Annotated in this window: 28 protein-coding genes and 1 pseudogene; all 29 read right to left on the reverse strand. The window is 71.3% G+C overall.

Annotated elements, in window-relative coordinates; all coding sequences use genetic code 11:
- Nucleotides 1–18: 18 nt before the first annotated feature.
- Entirely contained in the window at nt 19–597 is a 579-nt protein-coding gene (locus AB0N17_RS03255; RefSeq protein WP_366009362.1) for a hypothetical protein, read from the reverse strand.
- The gene (locus AB0N17_RS03260) at nt 594–1019 is read right to left on the reverse strand and encodes a hypothetical protein (RefSeq protein ID WP_366009363.1); all 426 of its coding nucleotides are present in this window, start codon (nt 1017–1019) and stop codon (nt 594–596) included. Before AB0N17_RS03260 ends, AB0N17_RS03255 begins: the two co-directional genes overlap by 4 nt.
- Entirely contained in the window at nt 1016–1351 is a 336-nt protein-coding gene (locus AB0N17_RS03265; protein WP_366009364.1) for a hypothetical protein, read from the reverse strand. The genes AB0N17_RS03260 and AB0N17_RS03265 overlap by 4 nt, the downstream gene beginning before the upstream one ends.
- A 13-nt stretch (nt 1352–1364) precedes the next feature.
- Nucleotides 1365–1568 (reverse strand): helix-turn-helix domain-containing protein, encoded by a 204-nt coding sequence (locus AB0N17_RS03270; RefSeq protein ID WP_366009365.1) that lies wholly within the window; start codon nt 1566–1568, stop codon nt 1365–1367.
- A gap of 113 nt (nt 1569–1681) precedes the next feature.
- Nucleotides 1682–1855, reverse strand: coding sequence for a hypothetical protein (locus tag AB0N17_RS03275; protein WP_366009366.1), 174 nt, complete (start codon nt 1853–1855; stop codon nt 1682–1684).
- Nucleotides 1852–2427, reverse strand: coding sequence for a hypothetical protein (locus AB0N17_RS03280; protein WP_366009367.1), 576 nt, complete (start codon nt 2425–2427; stop codon nt 1852–1854). Before AB0N17_RS03280 ends, AB0N17_RS03275 begins: the two co-directional genes overlap by 4 nt.
- 6 nt (nt 2428–2433) lie before the next feature.
- On the reverse strand, nt 2434–2877 hold the full coding sequence (locus tag AB0N17_RS03285; protein WP_366009368.1) for a hypothetical protein: 444 nt from the start codon (nt 2875–2877) through the stop codon (nt 2434–2436).
- 67 nt (nt 2878–2944) lie between these two features.
- Nucleotides 2945–3325, reverse strand: coding sequence for a helix-turn-helix domain-containing protein (locus AB0N17_RS03290; protein ID WP_366009369.1), 381 nt, complete (start codon nt 3323–3325; stop codon nt 2945–2947).
- Entirely contained in the window at nt 3322–3813 is a 492-nt protein-coding gene (locus AB0N17_RS03295) for a hypothetical protein (RefSeq protein ID WP_366009370.1), read from the reverse strand. Before AB0N17_RS03295 ends, AB0N17_RS03290 begins: the two co-directional genes overlap by 4 nt.
- Nucleotides 3810–4220, reverse strand: a complete 411-nt coding sequence (locus AB0N17_RS03300; RefSeq protein ID WP_366009581.1) for a hypothetical protein — start codon at nt 4218–4220, stop codon at nt 3810–3812. The genes AB0N17_RS03295 and AB0N17_RS03300 overlap by 4 nt, the downstream gene beginning before the upstream one ends.
- An 84-nt stretch (nt 4221–4304) precedes the next feature.
- Nucleotides 4305–4565, reverse strand: a pseudogene (locus AB0N17_RS03305) (WhiB family transcriptional regulator); the annotation flags it as partial.
- Entirely contained in the window at nt 4562–5014 is a 453-nt protein-coding gene (locus tag AB0N17_RS03310) for a helix-turn-helix domain-containing protein (protein ID WP_366009371.1), read from the reverse strand. The gene AB0N17_RS03310 and the pseudogene AB0N17_RS03305, both read right to left, overlap by 4 nt.
- On the reverse strand, nt 5014–5970 hold the full coding sequence (locus AB0N17_RS03315) for a hypothetical protein (protein WP_366009372.1): 957 nt from the start codon (nt 5968–5970) through the stop codon (nt 5014–5016). The genes AB0N17_RS03310 and AB0N17_RS03315 overlap by 1 nt, the downstream gene beginning before the upstream one ends.
- Nucleotides 5967–6299, reverse strand: coding sequence for a hypothetical protein (locus AB0N17_RS03320; protein WP_366009373.1), 333 nt, complete (start codon nt 6297–6299; stop codon nt 5967–5969). The genes AB0N17_RS03315 and AB0N17_RS03320 overlap by 4 nt, the downstream gene beginning before the upstream one ends.
- Nucleotides 6296–6661 carry a hypothetical protein gene (locus tag AB0N17_RS03325; RefSeq protein WP_366009374.1) on the reverse strand — a complete coding sequence of 122 codons (366 nt, stop codon included), beginning with the start codon at nt 6659–6661 and terminating at the stop codon, nt 6296–6298. Before AB0N17_RS03325 ends, AB0N17_RS03320 begins: the two co-directional genes overlap by 4 nt.
- A complete protein-coding gene (locus AB0N17_RS03330) occupies nt 6658–6918 on the reverse strand; it encodes a hypothetical protein (protein ID WP_366009375.1) in 261 nt (86 codons plus the stop codon). Before AB0N17_RS03330 ends, AB0N17_RS03325 begins: the two co-directional genes overlap by 4 nt.
- Entirely contained in the window at nt 6915–7406 is a 492-nt protein-coding gene (locus tag AB0N17_RS03335) for a hypothetical protein (protein ID WP_366009376.1), read from the reverse strand. Before AB0N17_RS03335 ends, AB0N17_RS03330 begins: the two co-directional genes overlap by 4 nt.
- A gap of 84 nt (nt 7407–7490) precedes the next feature.
- On the reverse strand, nt 7491–7949 hold the full coding sequence (locus AB0N17_RS03340; protein ID WP_366009377.1) for a hypothetical protein: 459 nt from the start codon (nt 7947–7949) through the stop codon (nt 7491–7493).
- A 2-nt stretch (nt 7950–7951) separates the two neighbouring features.
- Nucleotides 7952–8827: a hypothetical protein gene (locus AB0N17_RS03345; protein WP_366009378.1), complete on the reverse strand. Its 876-nt coding sequence runs from the start codon at nt 8825–8827 to the stop codon at nt 7952–7954.
- Nucleotides 8824–9684: a PD-(D/E)XK nuclease-like domain-containing protein gene (locus AB0N17_RS03350; RefSeq protein WP_366009379.1), complete on the reverse strand. Its 861-nt coding sequence runs from the start codon at nt 9682–9684 to the stop codon at nt 8824–8826. The genes AB0N17_RS03345 and AB0N17_RS03350 overlap by 4 nt, the downstream gene beginning before the upstream one ends.
- Nucleotides 9681–10145, reverse strand: coding sequence for a hypothetical protein (locus tag AB0N17_RS03355; protein WP_366009380.1), 465 nt, complete (start codon nt 10143–10145; stop codon nt 9681–9683). The genes AB0N17_RS03350 and AB0N17_RS03355 overlap by 4 nt, the downstream gene beginning before the upstream one ends.
- A complete protein-coding gene (locus AB0N17_RS03360; protein ID WP_366009381.1) occupies nt 10142–10345 on the reverse strand; it encodes a hypothetical protein in 204 nt (67 codons plus the stop codon). Before AB0N17_RS03360 ends, AB0N17_RS03355 begins: the two co-directional genes overlap by 4 nt.
- The gene (locus tag AB0N17_RS03365) at nt 10345–10563 is read right to left on the reverse strand and encodes a helix-turn-helix transcriptional regulator (RefSeq protein ID WP_366009382.1); all 219 of its coding nucleotides are present in this window, start codon (nt 10561–10563) and stop codon (nt 10345–10347) included. Before AB0N17_RS03365 ends, AB0N17_RS03360 begins: the two co-directional genes overlap by 1 nt.
- Complete coding sequence (locus AB0N17_RS03370; RefSeq protein WP_366009383.1) at nt 10560–10784, reverse strand: hypothetical protein; 225 nt, start codon at nt 10782–10784, stop codon at nt 10560–10562. The genes AB0N17_RS03365 and AB0N17_RS03370 overlap by 4 nt, the downstream gene beginning before the upstream one ends.
- On the reverse strand, nt 10777–11205 hold the full coding sequence (locus AB0N17_RS03375) for a hypothetical protein (protein ID WP_366009384.1): 429 nt from the start codon (nt 11203–11205) through the stop codon (nt 10777–10779). The genes AB0N17_RS03370 and AB0N17_RS03375 overlap by 8 nt, the downstream gene beginning before the upstream one ends.
- Complete coding sequence (locus tag AB0N17_RS03380) at nt 11202–11591, reverse strand: hypothetical protein (RefSeq protein ID WP_366009385.1); 390 nt, start codon at nt 11589–11591, stop codon at nt 11202–11204. The genes AB0N17_RS03375 and AB0N17_RS03380 overlap by 4 nt, the downstream gene beginning before the upstream one ends.
- Complete coding sequence (locus AB0N17_RS03385; protein ID WP_366009386.1) at nt 11588–11836, reverse strand: hypothetical protein; 249 nt, start codon at nt 11834–11836, stop codon at nt 11588–11590. The genes AB0N17_RS03380 and AB0N17_RS03385 overlap by 4 nt, the downstream gene beginning before the upstream one ends.
- On the reverse strand, nt 11836–12639 hold the full coding sequence (locus AB0N17_RS03390; protein ID WP_366009387.1) for a hypothetical protein: 804 nt from the start codon (nt 12637–12639) through the stop codon (nt 11836–11838). The genes AB0N17_RS03385 and AB0N17_RS03390 overlap by 1 nt, the downstream gene beginning before the upstream one ends.
- Entirely contained in the window at nt 12636–13007 is a 372-nt protein-coding gene (locus tag AB0N17_RS03395; protein ID WP_366009388.1) for a hypothetical protein, read from the reverse strand. Before AB0N17_RS03395 ends, AB0N17_RS03390 begins: the two co-directional genes overlap by 4 nt.
- Nucleotides 13008–13035: the final 28 nt, after the last annotated feature.

Raw genomic sequence — 13035 nt, forward strand, 5'->3', positions numbered from 1 at the left:
TCGGCAAGATCCGGGCGCTCACTCTCGATGCGCTCGGGGTGCCGGCGGCTGGGATATGGCCCGGTCGTAGTCCCAGCCGCGGCGGAGCCGGGAGATGACCGTCTCGGGCTTGAGCTGCCGGTCGGCGGCGATGCTGCGGATGCCAGCCGGGGCGATGCTGTTGTCCGGTGCCTTGGGGCGCACGGGCGTGGTGACGGCGGCCTCGTCGGTCCAGCCGGCGGCGATGCGGTTGTAGAGCGTCGACTTCGGGATGCCGGTGATGTCGGCCCACTCCTCGAGGAGGCGGGTCTGCCCGTTCGCGCGGAGGTAGTGGTTGTCGCGCCGGTTCCGCGCCTGCTCGGTGGCCGTGGCCCAGCGGACGTTGCCGGGCTCGTAGCCGCGGTTGTTGTCGATCCGCTCGAGGGAGTACTCGGCGGTGGGCCGGGACGGCAGGTCGGCGAGGAACTGGTCGAAGCTGTCGCGCCACGCCTGGCAGACGGTGATGCCGCGGCCGCCGTACCGGGGGTAGTTGTCGGCGGCGGGGTTGTGGCAGCGGCGAATCATGGCGCGCCACGTGTCGTACAGCTCGTGCTTCGAGCGGGGCAGGTCGCACGTCACGGGAGCGGTCTCCCTTCTGCGGCCAGGTCGGCGGCCGTCCACCGCTTGAGCAGGGCGCGGCGCTGCTTCGGCGTGAGCAAGACGCACCGCTGGTACACCGACCGGACGCGCGCGGCCTCGCATGTCCACGACGGGAACCGGTCCTCCACTGACGGCTCCAGCTGGCCGACGGGCTCGACCACGTACAGGTCGCCCTGCCAGTACTTCGAGGCGTAGAACCGGCCGTACTCGCGGTCCGAGGTGATGTACACCCGGTCCGGGCGGGCGGTCGCCGGGTCGACGACACCGAGGCCTTCGACGACAGCGTTCTGACCGGCCGCACGGGCGACGCAGATCGGGCAGTCGTCGATGACGCGCGGTGGGTGTGGGGTGATGAGGTCGCCGGGCTTGAGGCCGGGGATGCCGCCGTGGAAGTACCTCACGCATCGCCTCCGGTGGGTGTGGCGGCGTCGAGGGTCTGCTGGCTGGTCGGTCCCTTGGGGTGCGGGCAGCTGACGGCGAGGTCGACCTCGGCGCGGTAGCGGTCCATCGGCATCAGCTCGAGCCGGTAGCCCTCGCGGATCTGCTTCTCGTGGGCCCGCTTGTGGGGCTCGAGGTGGCGGCGGGCGTCGTCTTCGGTCGGGAGCGCGCGGGCGCCGTCGTGCATGGCGGCCATGACGACGCTGACGGCGCAGCCGCACGGCGCCCACTCCACCCAGCAGCAGTCGTGCAGCGGGTGCGTCTGGTCGCCGAGGCGGACGAGGAGTTCGGGCATCGTGGTCTCCGGGTCAGTTGGATCGGATGCGGGCGCTGCCGCGGGGCCGGAGGGTCACGCCGGCGTCGAGAAGGAGCTGGTGGACGCATCCGTACGAGCGGCCGGTGCGAGCGGCGATGCCGCGGATGCTGGAACCGGCGCGGTACAGCTCGGCGAGGTCTTCGGCGACGGCCCTGCGTTCGGCGCCGGTGACGGCGGGGTGTCTGGTGGTGCGCATGTGGTTCTCCAGGTCGAAGAGGGGGCGTCCGGGCCCGTGAGCGGCGGGGAAGGTCGGGCCCGGACGCCCGGGGTGCCGCGCGCCAGTGGGGAGCGCGCGGCCGGTCGGCGAGGTCAGAAGAGGTCGTCCAGTGCGTCAGCGATGACGTCGAGCGCTCCGGCGCCGAACCAACAGATGAGGGCGGTGACTCCGCCGACCGCGAGCCACCAGGGCTCGGCGGCCGTGAACAGGCGGGTGATGCCTCCCGTGATGAGCGCGGCTCCGAGGCCGGCCAGGAAGCGGCTCACTGCTTGCCTGCTGGCGCGTCGAGCTGGGGCACGCTGGAGTAGACCTTGATCGGCTGGGAGGAGACGAGGAACGGCTGATCGGTCTCGACGAGCACGCCCGAGGTCGTGAAGAAGAAGACGCCGTTCTCGCCGCCCTCGTCCTGTCCGTACGAGCCGTCGTCGCCGATGGCGTCGTTCGTGCAGGACTGGTGGTCGCCGCTGTACCCGCAGTGGACGTTGACCTGCGTGGACGTCATCTGAGAGCTGGTCGAGGAGACCTTGCCGCGGATGACGTAGTAGCCGATGACCTTGTCAGTCATCCCGGCGAAGACGTACACGTAGTTCGTCGAGCCCTTGGAGTTGTACTGGGTGAGGCGGGCCGCGAGGTTCTTCCGCTCCAGCGGGTCCGACGGCATCCCGTTCGCGTACGGGTACGGGACGGCCTGGTTGAACTTCTGGTAGGTGTTGCCGGCCAGCGCGTTGTTGGCGGACTGGGCCTTGTCGGCGCTGCTGGAGCTGGTGCAGCCGGTGAGGAGCAGGCCGGTGGTGGCGATGGCGGCCGTGAGGGCGGCGGTGCGGCGGTTGAGGGTCATCTGGGGTCAGCTCCCGCAGTAGTTGTCGGCGTTGATCTGGGTGGGCAGGCCTTCGGGCAGCCAGGGGGCGCCGAGGGTGGAGGAGGCGTCGGCGTTGTACTGGGCGACGTCCTGGCGGCAGTTGTTCTGGGCGCCGGTGAGGTTGTCGTGGTCCTGGACGGTGGCCCCGGCCGAGGTGGCGGTGTGCTCGAGGTTGGCGATGACGCCCTGGTCGGCCTGGATCTGCTGGAACTCGCTGTTGAACGTGGCGGACCAGTGCTCGCGGTTCTTCGCGTCGTTCTGGTCGCGTGTGACATCGCCGGCGCCCTTGATGCCGGAGGTGAATACGCCGAGCCACCACAGCAGGGCGGCGAGGCCGCAGACGAAGAGGACGGAGAGGGTGATGGCGACGGCGCTGAGGCTGAAGCCGGTGGCGGCGTCGCCGACGTCGCGGCGACTGATGCGGGTCATGTGCTGTTCTCCTGGGGAGGGTTGGGTGTGGGTGCCCCAGCCGATTCGGGCGGTCGGGGCGTTCGGGTTAGTGGCTGGCGGTGCAGCGGGAGTTGCGTGGCCGGAACTTGATGTCGGCCTCGACGAGGAGATTCCGGGTGTACGTCCAGGAGCGGCCGATGGCGTCGGCGGCGCAGCGGATCGCGTGCCCGGCCTCGTACACGTCGGCGGCCGCCTGCTTGGCGGTGGCGCGGGCGTCGCCAGTGAGGCGATCGGCAGGCCAGACGGCGGGCCGCATCTGCGTGTCGGCGAGGTGCAGCAGGCCGGAGACCGATCCGTACGAGCGGCCGGTCTCCTCAGCGAGCTGGCGAACGCTGGCTCCAGCCTCGTAGCGCGTCTTGAGGTCGGCGGCCAGGGCGTGGCGTTCGCCGCTGGTCAGGTAGCGGCGCTTCGGCCGTGTCTCCGTCATGCGGTGGGTGCTCCTTGCTGGTTGGCCGGGCAGCGTTCGGCGTGCTCGGCTTCGATGTGGGCGGCGAAGTGGGCGACCTGGTCGCCGGAAGCGGACTCGGTCTGGCAGCAGGCCGGGCAGAGGTAGTCCGCGTTCGGAACCCGGATCCACGTCCGGCCGGTGGCGTCTCGCTGGCCCGGGTCGAGGCGAATCCCGGGCGCCGGCTCCGGTGCGCGGCCGACGGCGGCCCGCGCAGCCCGGTACGCCGCGGGGCTCGACCTCCTCTTGCCGGAGGCGATGGCTCTGTTATCGAAGACCGCGGACGCCGACTGTGGCGACGGCGTCGACCACGCCCCGGCCGGCATGCCCGGACCTGGCTGCGGTTCCGGGAGGCCTTTCTCCGCCCACGGGGCGTGCGCGTTGCAGCGCCAGCCCGTGATGTAGAACCGGACGCGGCCCTGATGCTCGTCAGCCGGAATCTCGCACGGCTGCGGGTCGCGGCTGGTCATGCTTCACCTACTCGGCTCAGCTGGCGTACCGCCGTCGAGACGGCTGCCCAGCATGCATCGCACAGTTCCTCGCCGCGTTCCTCATGCACGAGCGCGGCCGCGGGCGTCCCGCACCGTGGCTCCTCGTGCACGACGGCGGCAGCGGGCTCCTCGAGGAGGGGCGCCTCGGCGGCCGCCGCCACTTCGGCGGCGGCCAGCCGCTGAAGGTCGCGCTCGTCCCGCTCCTCGGCGTCGGTGATGTGCTGTGGGTGGATGCAGTCGGTGACGTCGCACTCGGTCAGGACCCGGCCCGTCGGGGCGTGCCCGCGGTCGGCGGCGTAGGCGATCTGCCGGTAGGTGTACGACCGGCGGTTGATCGAGATGGCCCGCTTCCCAGTCCAGCGGACGTGGCCGTCCTCGGTGTGCACGGCAAACTGGGCGTGGAGGGCTCGGCAGCTGCGTTCACCCGATGCCGGACGCACGGGAGTTGGGAGGTCTGGCGCCGGGGTGCTGCGCCGTCTGGCGCGGCGCTCGTCCTCGCTCAGCCCACCCCAGACGCCGGCCTCCTCTCCCGTATCCAGAGCCCACTGCAAGCAGTCCTCAACGACCCGGCATCGGCGACACACGGCCTTGGCCTGCTGAATGATCAGCGCCCACGGGCCATCCGTGCCCTTCGGGAAGAACAGCTCGCTGTCCTCGTTCCGGCACGCAGCCCGGTGCCGCCAGTCGGCGGCTCGGGCGCGGCCAGGACCGGATCCGCTGTCGTGACTCATGCGGCACCTCCGAAGAGCGCCTCGTCTGCGGCATCGGCGCGCCGGTTCGCCTCACGGATCCGCCGGTCCTCGAGATGCGCGCCTGCAACGCAGTGCTCCATGTCGCAGCTGGGCCAGACCGGCCCCTCAGGGGTGCGGCCGTGGTGGAGGCGGAACGCAACCCGGGCCGCGGTGACCCGCTGTTGGCGATGGCAGACGTACGGAACGTTGCGGCGAGCGTCGACGTAGCCCGTCCACCGCAGGTGTCCCTCGCCCATCCGCTCGACATGGGCGCGGAATGCCTCCTCGAGGGAGCTGTAGCTGTCCCTGCGTCCACGGCGTGGCCGGGGCAAGCCGAGCGCTTCCCGAGCGCGCCGCACCGTGGCGGGCGCTACCCCTAGCTGGCGGGCGATACGGATCTCCGGGACGCCTTCGCGGAGCAGCTCGGCGATGTCGGCGCGGATCCTCATCACGCCACCCCCGGCAAGACCGTGCTGGCCGCTGTGTGTGCGTCCTTGCAGGGCTGGCAGAGAGGCAGCTTCTGGCGCCGGTGCTCTGCGTAGCCTGCGGGCGTCCCGCAGTGCCCAGTCCAGTCGGGGAAGGCTTCCGGATCGTCGAGACGGTCGTCGTCCCACGCGCCGACTGGGGCCCACCGGTGCTCCGCCGCGTGCTTCCGGGCTCGGGTGATGCCGGCGGCCGTTGCGCCGTGGTTCGCCGGGTCGGTTTTCCACAGCGCGTCGTACATGGCGCGCACCGCGAGGGCGCGGCGTACGAGGACGTGCTCGCGGTCGAGCATGGCGCCGAAGTTGGACGGCGACAGGCCGAGATACACGGCGAGGTACTGCTGCGGCCAGCCAGCCGCAACCAGCGCCTGTACGCGGCGACGGGTGCCGATCGGGCTGATCAGCGTGGACGGGGCAAGGGTTTCGAGGGTCGGCTCGACACCCAGCACCGCGGCGGCGAGGGCCGGCCGGACCTTTTCCTGGGGACCCGTGCCGCGTTCCGGTCGCCCGGAGAGAATGGCCTGGAGCCGCTTTCGGTCCACGTCCGCGGCTGCGGCCAGGGCGCGCAGGCCCATGCCGCAGGACTGCAGGTAGCGGATGTGGGCCCGGACTGGTGCCGCGTCGACGTAGGGCTGCCAGCGGCCGTAGGCCAGGAGACGGTCACGTTCGGCATGCGCCTGCCGGTTGGCTTGCTTGCAGGCCTTGCAACGGCACTTCTCGATGACGTACTTGGCACGGCTGCCGTGGTCACGGTGGCTGGGCGGTGCGATGTACCCGGCCCGCATGTCACGGTGGTCGGGCAGGCGGAGCGCGCGCCGGGCGTCTCCGATCTTGATGGGATGGATACCGGTGCGCCGGGAGACTTCGGCGTTGGACTGGCCGTCCCGCAGAAGTTCGGCGACGTCGACAGGGATCTGCATCACGCGCTCACCCCCACGGCCTGCTCAGCGGGGAAGTAGTGCTGCCGCGCCCGACGTCGCATCACCGTGACCTGATAGCTCAGGCGGACGTCAGCGTTGTGCGCGTCCCGGCACGGCTGGCAGGGCGCCGTGTGGTGCCGCTTGTGCCAGTCCCAGCCCCGTGGCGTGCCCGCCACGTCCTCGTGGGCGAGCGCGCGGACCGGGGGCGGGCCGTCGGCCGGGCGGCCGTGGTACCGCCAGCGGCGGTGACACGGCTCGCACCAGCCATGCGCTCGGTGCGCACGCGTCTCCTTGCATGCCGTGCAGACGACGATCGGGCGTCGGCCGGTCACGACTGGTCTCCCTTCTTCTGCTCGTCGCGGATGGCCCACCTCAGGCGGTCGAGGCCCGGCTCGCGGGCGGGCATGCCGAAGATCAGTTCGCACTCGTCGCGGAGGCCGAGATCGGCGCCGGGCTCGAGATCGAGCACGGCCACGGCGGGCTGCGGCGCAGGCTGTGCGGGCGACACGGCCGGCCGCTCGTCCCGGTAGGGCTGGGCCGCGCGCCGGTGGCGGGTGACGAAGCGGAAGGCGAGATACAGCGAGCCGAGGAACAGCACAGCGGCCACCATGGAGAGCACGCCGAACATGAGCACGGCACCGGTGACCACGGTCTCGCCCGTCTGCACGGCGTCAGTGATCAGCTGGCCCGTCACGAGGCGCCCTCCGGGGTGACGGTGTTCAGGCACTCGCCGCAGGTCCAGCCGTCCCGGTGCAACACACCGGCCGTCGCCTTGTCGCAGTGCGGGCAGTCCTCCCATGACTGCACGACCGCCGCGCCGTGCGTCCGCTCCGGGACGGCCGGCGGCCACGGGCCGAGAAGGTCATCGGTCCGGCCCCCCGTCGGAGCGGCTACCGCGCGGTGCCGGCCGTGCGGGGCGACGAGCTGCCGCAGGTAACGGATCGGGCTCACGACGACACCTCCTCGTCCTGCCGGGTGTCGTGCAGTTCCCGGGTGAGGGCCTCGTTCGCGGCCTGGAGGGTTCGGGCGTGCTCGTCGAGTGAGCGGTGCGCGCGCTGAGCCAGCTGCAGCTCGGTGACCAATCGGGCCCGGTCGGCGCCGGGCCGCGTGGCAGCCTCTGCGGCCTCCCTACGGGCCTTGGCGACGGCGCGCCGCAGCCGCTCGATCCGGTTCGCGGTTTGCTGGGCCTTCGCCGCGTTGAACCCGGAACCGACCTGGGCCGCCTCCAACTGCTCGGCCAGCGCTCGGTTGCGGCCCGCCAGGCGCCTGTTCGTGGCGTCGGCCTCGGCGAACTGGCGGGTAGCGGTCCTGGCGACGGCACGCTGAGCATCACGGTCCTTGGCGAACTGGTCCCGCTCGCCGCGAATCCGCTCACGATCGGCTTTGAGGTCCTCCAGCTCGCGCTCGTGGCGACGGAGGGAGACGATCGGCCACTTCATGGCTGGTTCTCCGTTCGGTGCTGTGGTCTGCTGGTGCTGGCCGCCCCCGCAAAGTCGGCTGCGGGGGCGGCCTCTGCGTGCGGGCTACGCGGGCGGGTTGTCCCAGGGAGTGGGCTCGGCGTCCCGCTTGGCGCGGCGCTCCGTGGGCGACAGCCACGCGTCGCGGGCGTCGCTGTAGCCGCAGTGCCCCTCGATGTAGGCATCCACCTCGAGGTCGACGTTCAGGCCCACCGAGTCCAGGTACTGGGAGAGACCGCGGGCGTGCAGGTGGGCTTCGTCGCCCTCGCTCAGGGCGAGACCCTCGGCGACCTGCCGGATCAGCGCGAACCGCATCGTCTGGATCGTGTGCCGGTACGCCATGACGTCAGCTGTCGTCGTGGCGCTCTGCGCGAGCGCAGCGTGGGCCAACGCACGGTTGGTGAGGATCCCGGTGAGGACAGCGGCGTGCTGCTGGTCCTCGATCGGCAGAGTCCCTTCGAGGGCTGCCGTCATGCTGGTGTCCAGGGACGCCAGCAGCCTCTCGGCTTCGTCGCGGTGGTTCATGGTCACGACGCACCGCCCGGCTGCCGCGCTGCCGGCCACTCAGTGGAAGGCTGCTCGCCTGCCGCTGAGGGCTTCTGCTCCTTGCCGCCGGTCAGTTCCTCCGCGCTGACACGGGGCGCCGGGAACTCGTCCTCGGCGGTGATCTCGCCGCGCTGGATCGACTTGTAGGCGACGATCAGCTGCGCGACGTCGTGCTCGGTCCACTTTCCCGACGGGCGGTCCAGTTTGGCTTCGATCCGGTCGGTTGTGACGCCGATGCCCTCGAATGCCTTGATGGCGTCCGCGACCCGCTGCGCGAGCGGCTTGCCGCCGCCGTTCTTGAGGGTCTGGTTGCAGAGGTCCTTGGCCTCCTCGACGAACCACGGAGGCAGGATCGCGAAGATCGCCTCTCGCACGCGACGGGCCCCGTTGTTGGTGTTCAGCTCGTAGATGTCCCGCATGTCCGTGACCTTCTGCGGGCCGTTCCGGGTGTCCCTGCGGTGGGGGACGATGAACGTGCTGCTGTTGCGGGAGTTGGTCTGGACGTCCCAGGCGAAGGCCTGCATCTCGGACTGGCCGTAGTCGTCGTCGCGGCGCATTTCGACCAGGCCGTACTGGACGTTGCCCCAGCAGCGGGCCAGTTCGCGGGCGAGGTGGACGGAGGCGCCGGTGATGGTCTGGCCGCCCTTGGGGTAGCGGTAGAAGGCGCGTTCGGCGAGCGTCATCTGCTTGCACGAGTCGCGCATCTCGGCGACGGCGGTCTGGATGTTGCGGGGGCACTGCTGGGCGACGACGACGGCTGCCTGCACTTCGGCGGCGGCCCTGGACTGCTCGACCGCGGTGCCCTGTCCGATGCGGGACGGCGCGTTGTTGGACGGGATGGGGATGGGCTGGTTCACGCGTATTCCTCGTGGTCGCGCCGCTCGGCCCAAGGGGGCAGCGGCAGGTAGGTGATGCGGTCGTTGAAGCCGGGCCAGATGCCGGTGCGCTCGCACTCGGCGTAGATGCGCAGGGCGCGCTCGTTGCGGGCCGCGCCGAGCGCGAGGGCAGGGAAGTCGAGTTCGACCAGATGCACCAGGTATGGCGCGGTCTTGGACTGGAACACGAACACGAAGGCGGGCTCCTGCCCTCCGTGGAGGCCGGCGGCCTTGACGCCGTCCAGGTAGAACGAGGCCTGGGCGTGGTAGCCGCGCTCGTACACGGCCTTCGCCAGGGCCGCGTCGTCCACTGCTCTGGCCGTCTTGTAGTCGACGACGACGAGTCGACCGTCGCCGTGGTGCGGCATCCAGTCCGGGCGGCACCTGCAGCGGACGCCGGTCTTCCAGTCGGTCCAGTAGATCGACTGTTCGGCGACACCGCCGCCCGGGGTGAACAGCGGGCCCGCTACCGGGTGCTGGCGGATGGCGTCGGCCATCGCCTGGATCTGGTCGTGTTCCTTCTCCAGGAGCGGCACCAGGCCTGCGCCGTGGGCGGCGTCTCGCTCGTCCTGGGCGGCCTTCTTCTTGTAGTCCGGGAAGCCGATGACCTTGAAGTCCGAGCCCTCCCCGAGCACGAACTTGTGCGCGGCGTGCCCCAGGTCGAACTCACGCTTCGGCGGCTGCGGGTGGTCGCGGTCGTACTTGAACTGGGCGGGACAGCCAGGGGCGAGCAGGGCACGCAGCCCGGACGAAGAGATACTCGTCCGGTCGGCGTGGTACGCCTCGGCCGGAAGACCATCGACGACCTTCGCGGCCTCCAGCTCCATGGCGGCGGTCATGCGGTGGGCCCTTGCTGGCGGTGCGTGTAGTAGCGGAGGGGCGTGTCGTCGCCGTGCCGGTCGAGGTGGCCGAGCCTGTGCAGTTCCGCGAGGTAGCGGCGGGCGGTCGACCGGTAGATGTGCGTGCCGACGAGCCGACGGCACGCTCGCTTCATCCGGCCGACCGTCCACTCGCCGCCTTCACGGCGGACCACCTCCACCAGGGGCTGCCGGATGCCGCGCACAGGGTGAGCCGGCTCCGGGTTGTCACCGAGCACGTAGGCGCGAGCTCCGTCACCGCCCACCGGGACGAGATAGGCGCGCCGGGCGAGATCTCGCAGGTCGCGGCGTGCGGTGTTCCTGCTCGTGGCACGCCACGGGGAGACGGCATAGATCTGCAGCGCCAACCTGGTGGTGACGGTGCCGCCGAGGTTCCTGAGAACGGCGAGCAGGTAGGAGCGGCGGGTCGTCGTTTCGGTCATGACCGGCCGCCCTTCGCCCGGGCCGTCACGGCGTCGAGGACGACGGTCGTCAGCCAGCCGGCCGTGAGGACGGTGACCACCGTCACTGCGACGCCGACGGGGCCTTCGAACGGGACTGCTGCGACCGTGGCCAGGCAGGCGGCCACCGTGCCGACCACCGCGTAGTAGGCGAGCGCACGGCCGATCTCGCGTGCGGTCATCAGCGGCCACCGCCAATCGGCGTGAGCAGCTCGCTGCGGCTCGCGATCGCTACGGCATGCGCGCCGGTCCGTGCGCCCAACCGCGCGTACAGGCGGCGCCGGTGCGTCTTCACCGTGTCCTCGGAGAGAGACAGCCGGGTCGCGGTCTCGCTGAGGGTCTCGCCCGCTGCGAGCGCCTGGAGCACGTCGACCAGGCGCGGGCTGAGTGGCTTGTTCATGCGCAGTCCTTGAGGGTGTAGGCGCGGCGCCCCTCGGCCCCGGCCGGGGCGAGGTGGCCCTGCGCGGCCAGCGCCCGCAGGTCTTTCCGAGCGGTGTTCCGGCCGGCCGTCGGCCACGGCGAGTCCGCCAGCAGCTGCGCAGCGAGCTGGGTGGTGACGGGGCGGCCGTCCGTCCTTATGGCGTCGAGCAGGTATGCGCGCCGGGTGAGCAGATCAGGCACGGTCGTCTCCGCGGAGGGTGAAGTAGCGGCAGCCGTCGCCTTCGTAGCGGGCCAGGTGGCCGGCGGCGGCGAGGTGGAGGAGGTCGCGGGCGGCGGTGCCCTGGCCGAGGTGGCCGTAGCCGAGGTGCTCGTACAGGCGGACGGCGCGGCCGGACTTCCACCGGCCGCCTTCCGCCTTCACGGCGCGCAGGAGCGCGGTCCGCCGCTGAGCGGTCACAACGTCCGCATCCGGGGTTGTGATCGTCATCCGGCCGCACGCGGTGTCGACGCGGTCGAGGTCGTGCCGGTCGGGGTCGTCGAGCGGTAGGTGGCTGCGCATCTCGTCGATCGCGGCCAGCTCCTGTCGGGCGACGAGGAGCTGGACCAGGCACGCGATTCGCAGGCGCGGGTTCTCGCTGATCGAGTGGACGACGGCGCTCATGCGGCGGCCTCGCTCTCGCGGAGCTGGGTCGGGATCGCCGTGCTGTTCACGGCCCAGTCCGCCGCGCGGAGCCGGTCGGCGAGCGCGGTCAGCTCCCGACCGTGGACGGGTAGTTCGTAGCCGAGCGCCGCTGTGAGCCGTTCGACGAGCAGCTCGTCCGGCTCCCAGCCGTCGTGCCGGTGAGCCTTCGCGGTCCGGCGGTCGTCCTCGATCTCGACCAGCAGATCCATGAGGTCCGCGTTGTCGGCGATCGTCTGGATCATCGCGATCAGGTAGTGCTCTACATCGAGGCGCACGCCGGTCGGAGTGGCGGAGACGTAGATCCGGTACGGGCCAGTGACGGCCGGCCGTCGGAAGAGGCGATGCAGGTTGAGGCGGAGCTTCATCGGGCCACCTCCGGGGCAGCGGGCGAGAGGAGCATGAGCAGCGCGGCGGCGGTCACCGGCACCGCGCGGACGGTGTGGGAGGCGCGGACGATCTCGACCAGCACCCGGTCACCGACGGCCTGCCAGTCGGCGACGAGCAAGTAGTCGGCGTCGACCCACAGCAGGACCGGGATCGCGCCGGCGGCGCTGATCGACAGGCCGAGCGACAGGAATGCGGCCCAGCCGGCGAGGCTGACGGCGGCCATCACTCGTCACCGTCCGGGTCGTACTCGGAGGCGACCTCCACCGGCGTCATCACGTAGCCGGTGCGCCAGGTGCGCCCCCGGTCCATACCGGACGGGGTCACGTGCGCGTACAGCTCGGCCTCGCCGTCTTCTGGCTGGTCGACGGTGTCTTCGTCCTCGCGCCACCAGAGCGACACCTTCGTGCTCTCGTCGTACTCGCGACGCATCTCGGTCTCGCAGTGCTTCCGCGCCTCAGCGGCCGAGGTGTAGTGGCCCATCACGATCGCGTCGTGCGACGCCCGGAACACCACCAGCGGAGCGGCCTCGCCCTCGCGGGGGGCCTGCGTCGGTGCCAGCAGCCGCGTCAGCTTGTCCACCGACGCCGTGACCTGCTCGGCGTGGCACTTGCAGCGGCAGCCCTGGCACAGCGGCGCGGGCTCCGGGCAGCGGCACTCCTCGGCGGCAATGCGGCGCTCCAGCTCCGCGACTTGGGCTCGCAGACGCTCGATCTCGGACTGGTCGTCCTTGCGGTGCGTCGCATGGACGGCTTCCAACTCCGCGCGCCGCTGTTCCGCCCGGATCAGCCGTTCGCCGTCGACGCGAGCCGACTCCAGCTGCCGCTTCAGCTCGGCCGTGTCGAACGTGTACTTCCGCTCGACCTCGTCCACCCGGGCCTGCAGCCGCTCGTACTCGGCCGCCTTCTCCGGCGACATGAGCATCTGCGCCGACTCCAGCGCGACAGCCATAGCGGCCGGCACCCGGCGCCCGTTCTCCATCGCGCGGCAGATCACGTCCGCCGCGGCGTTCACGCGCCTGGTGTTCACGCCACCACCGCCGGCGTGTCCTGCAGCGTGTTCGCCTGCTCGGCGGTCAGCGGCACGTTGAAGCCGGTCAGGTGCACGGCCACGCCGTGGAACACGCCGTCGGCCTGCAGCCACACGCAGTCGTCGGACGTCGCGCGCAGTTCCACCCCGGACGGCGCGATCCCGAGGGCGGCCCTCCACAGCTCGAAGCTCTGCGCCGTGTCGACCTGCAGTCCGAGGGAGGCCGGGATCGTCAATACCGGCTGGTGGATCTTGATGTAGCCGCCGGGCAGCTGACCGAACATCTCGATCAACGCGGCCAGCGCCTCCACCGCGGCGCCCTGCTCGATGATCGGGCACGGGGCCAGGAAGGTAGTCTCGGTGGTCACGGGGACCTCTCTTTCACTGGTTGTTGGG

Origin of the sequence: Streptomyces sp. NPDC051133 (genome assembly GCF_040682635.1) — a bacterium.
Classification (GTDB): domain Bacteria; phylum Actinomycetota; class Actinomycetes; order Streptomycetales; family Streptomycetaceae; genus Streptomyces.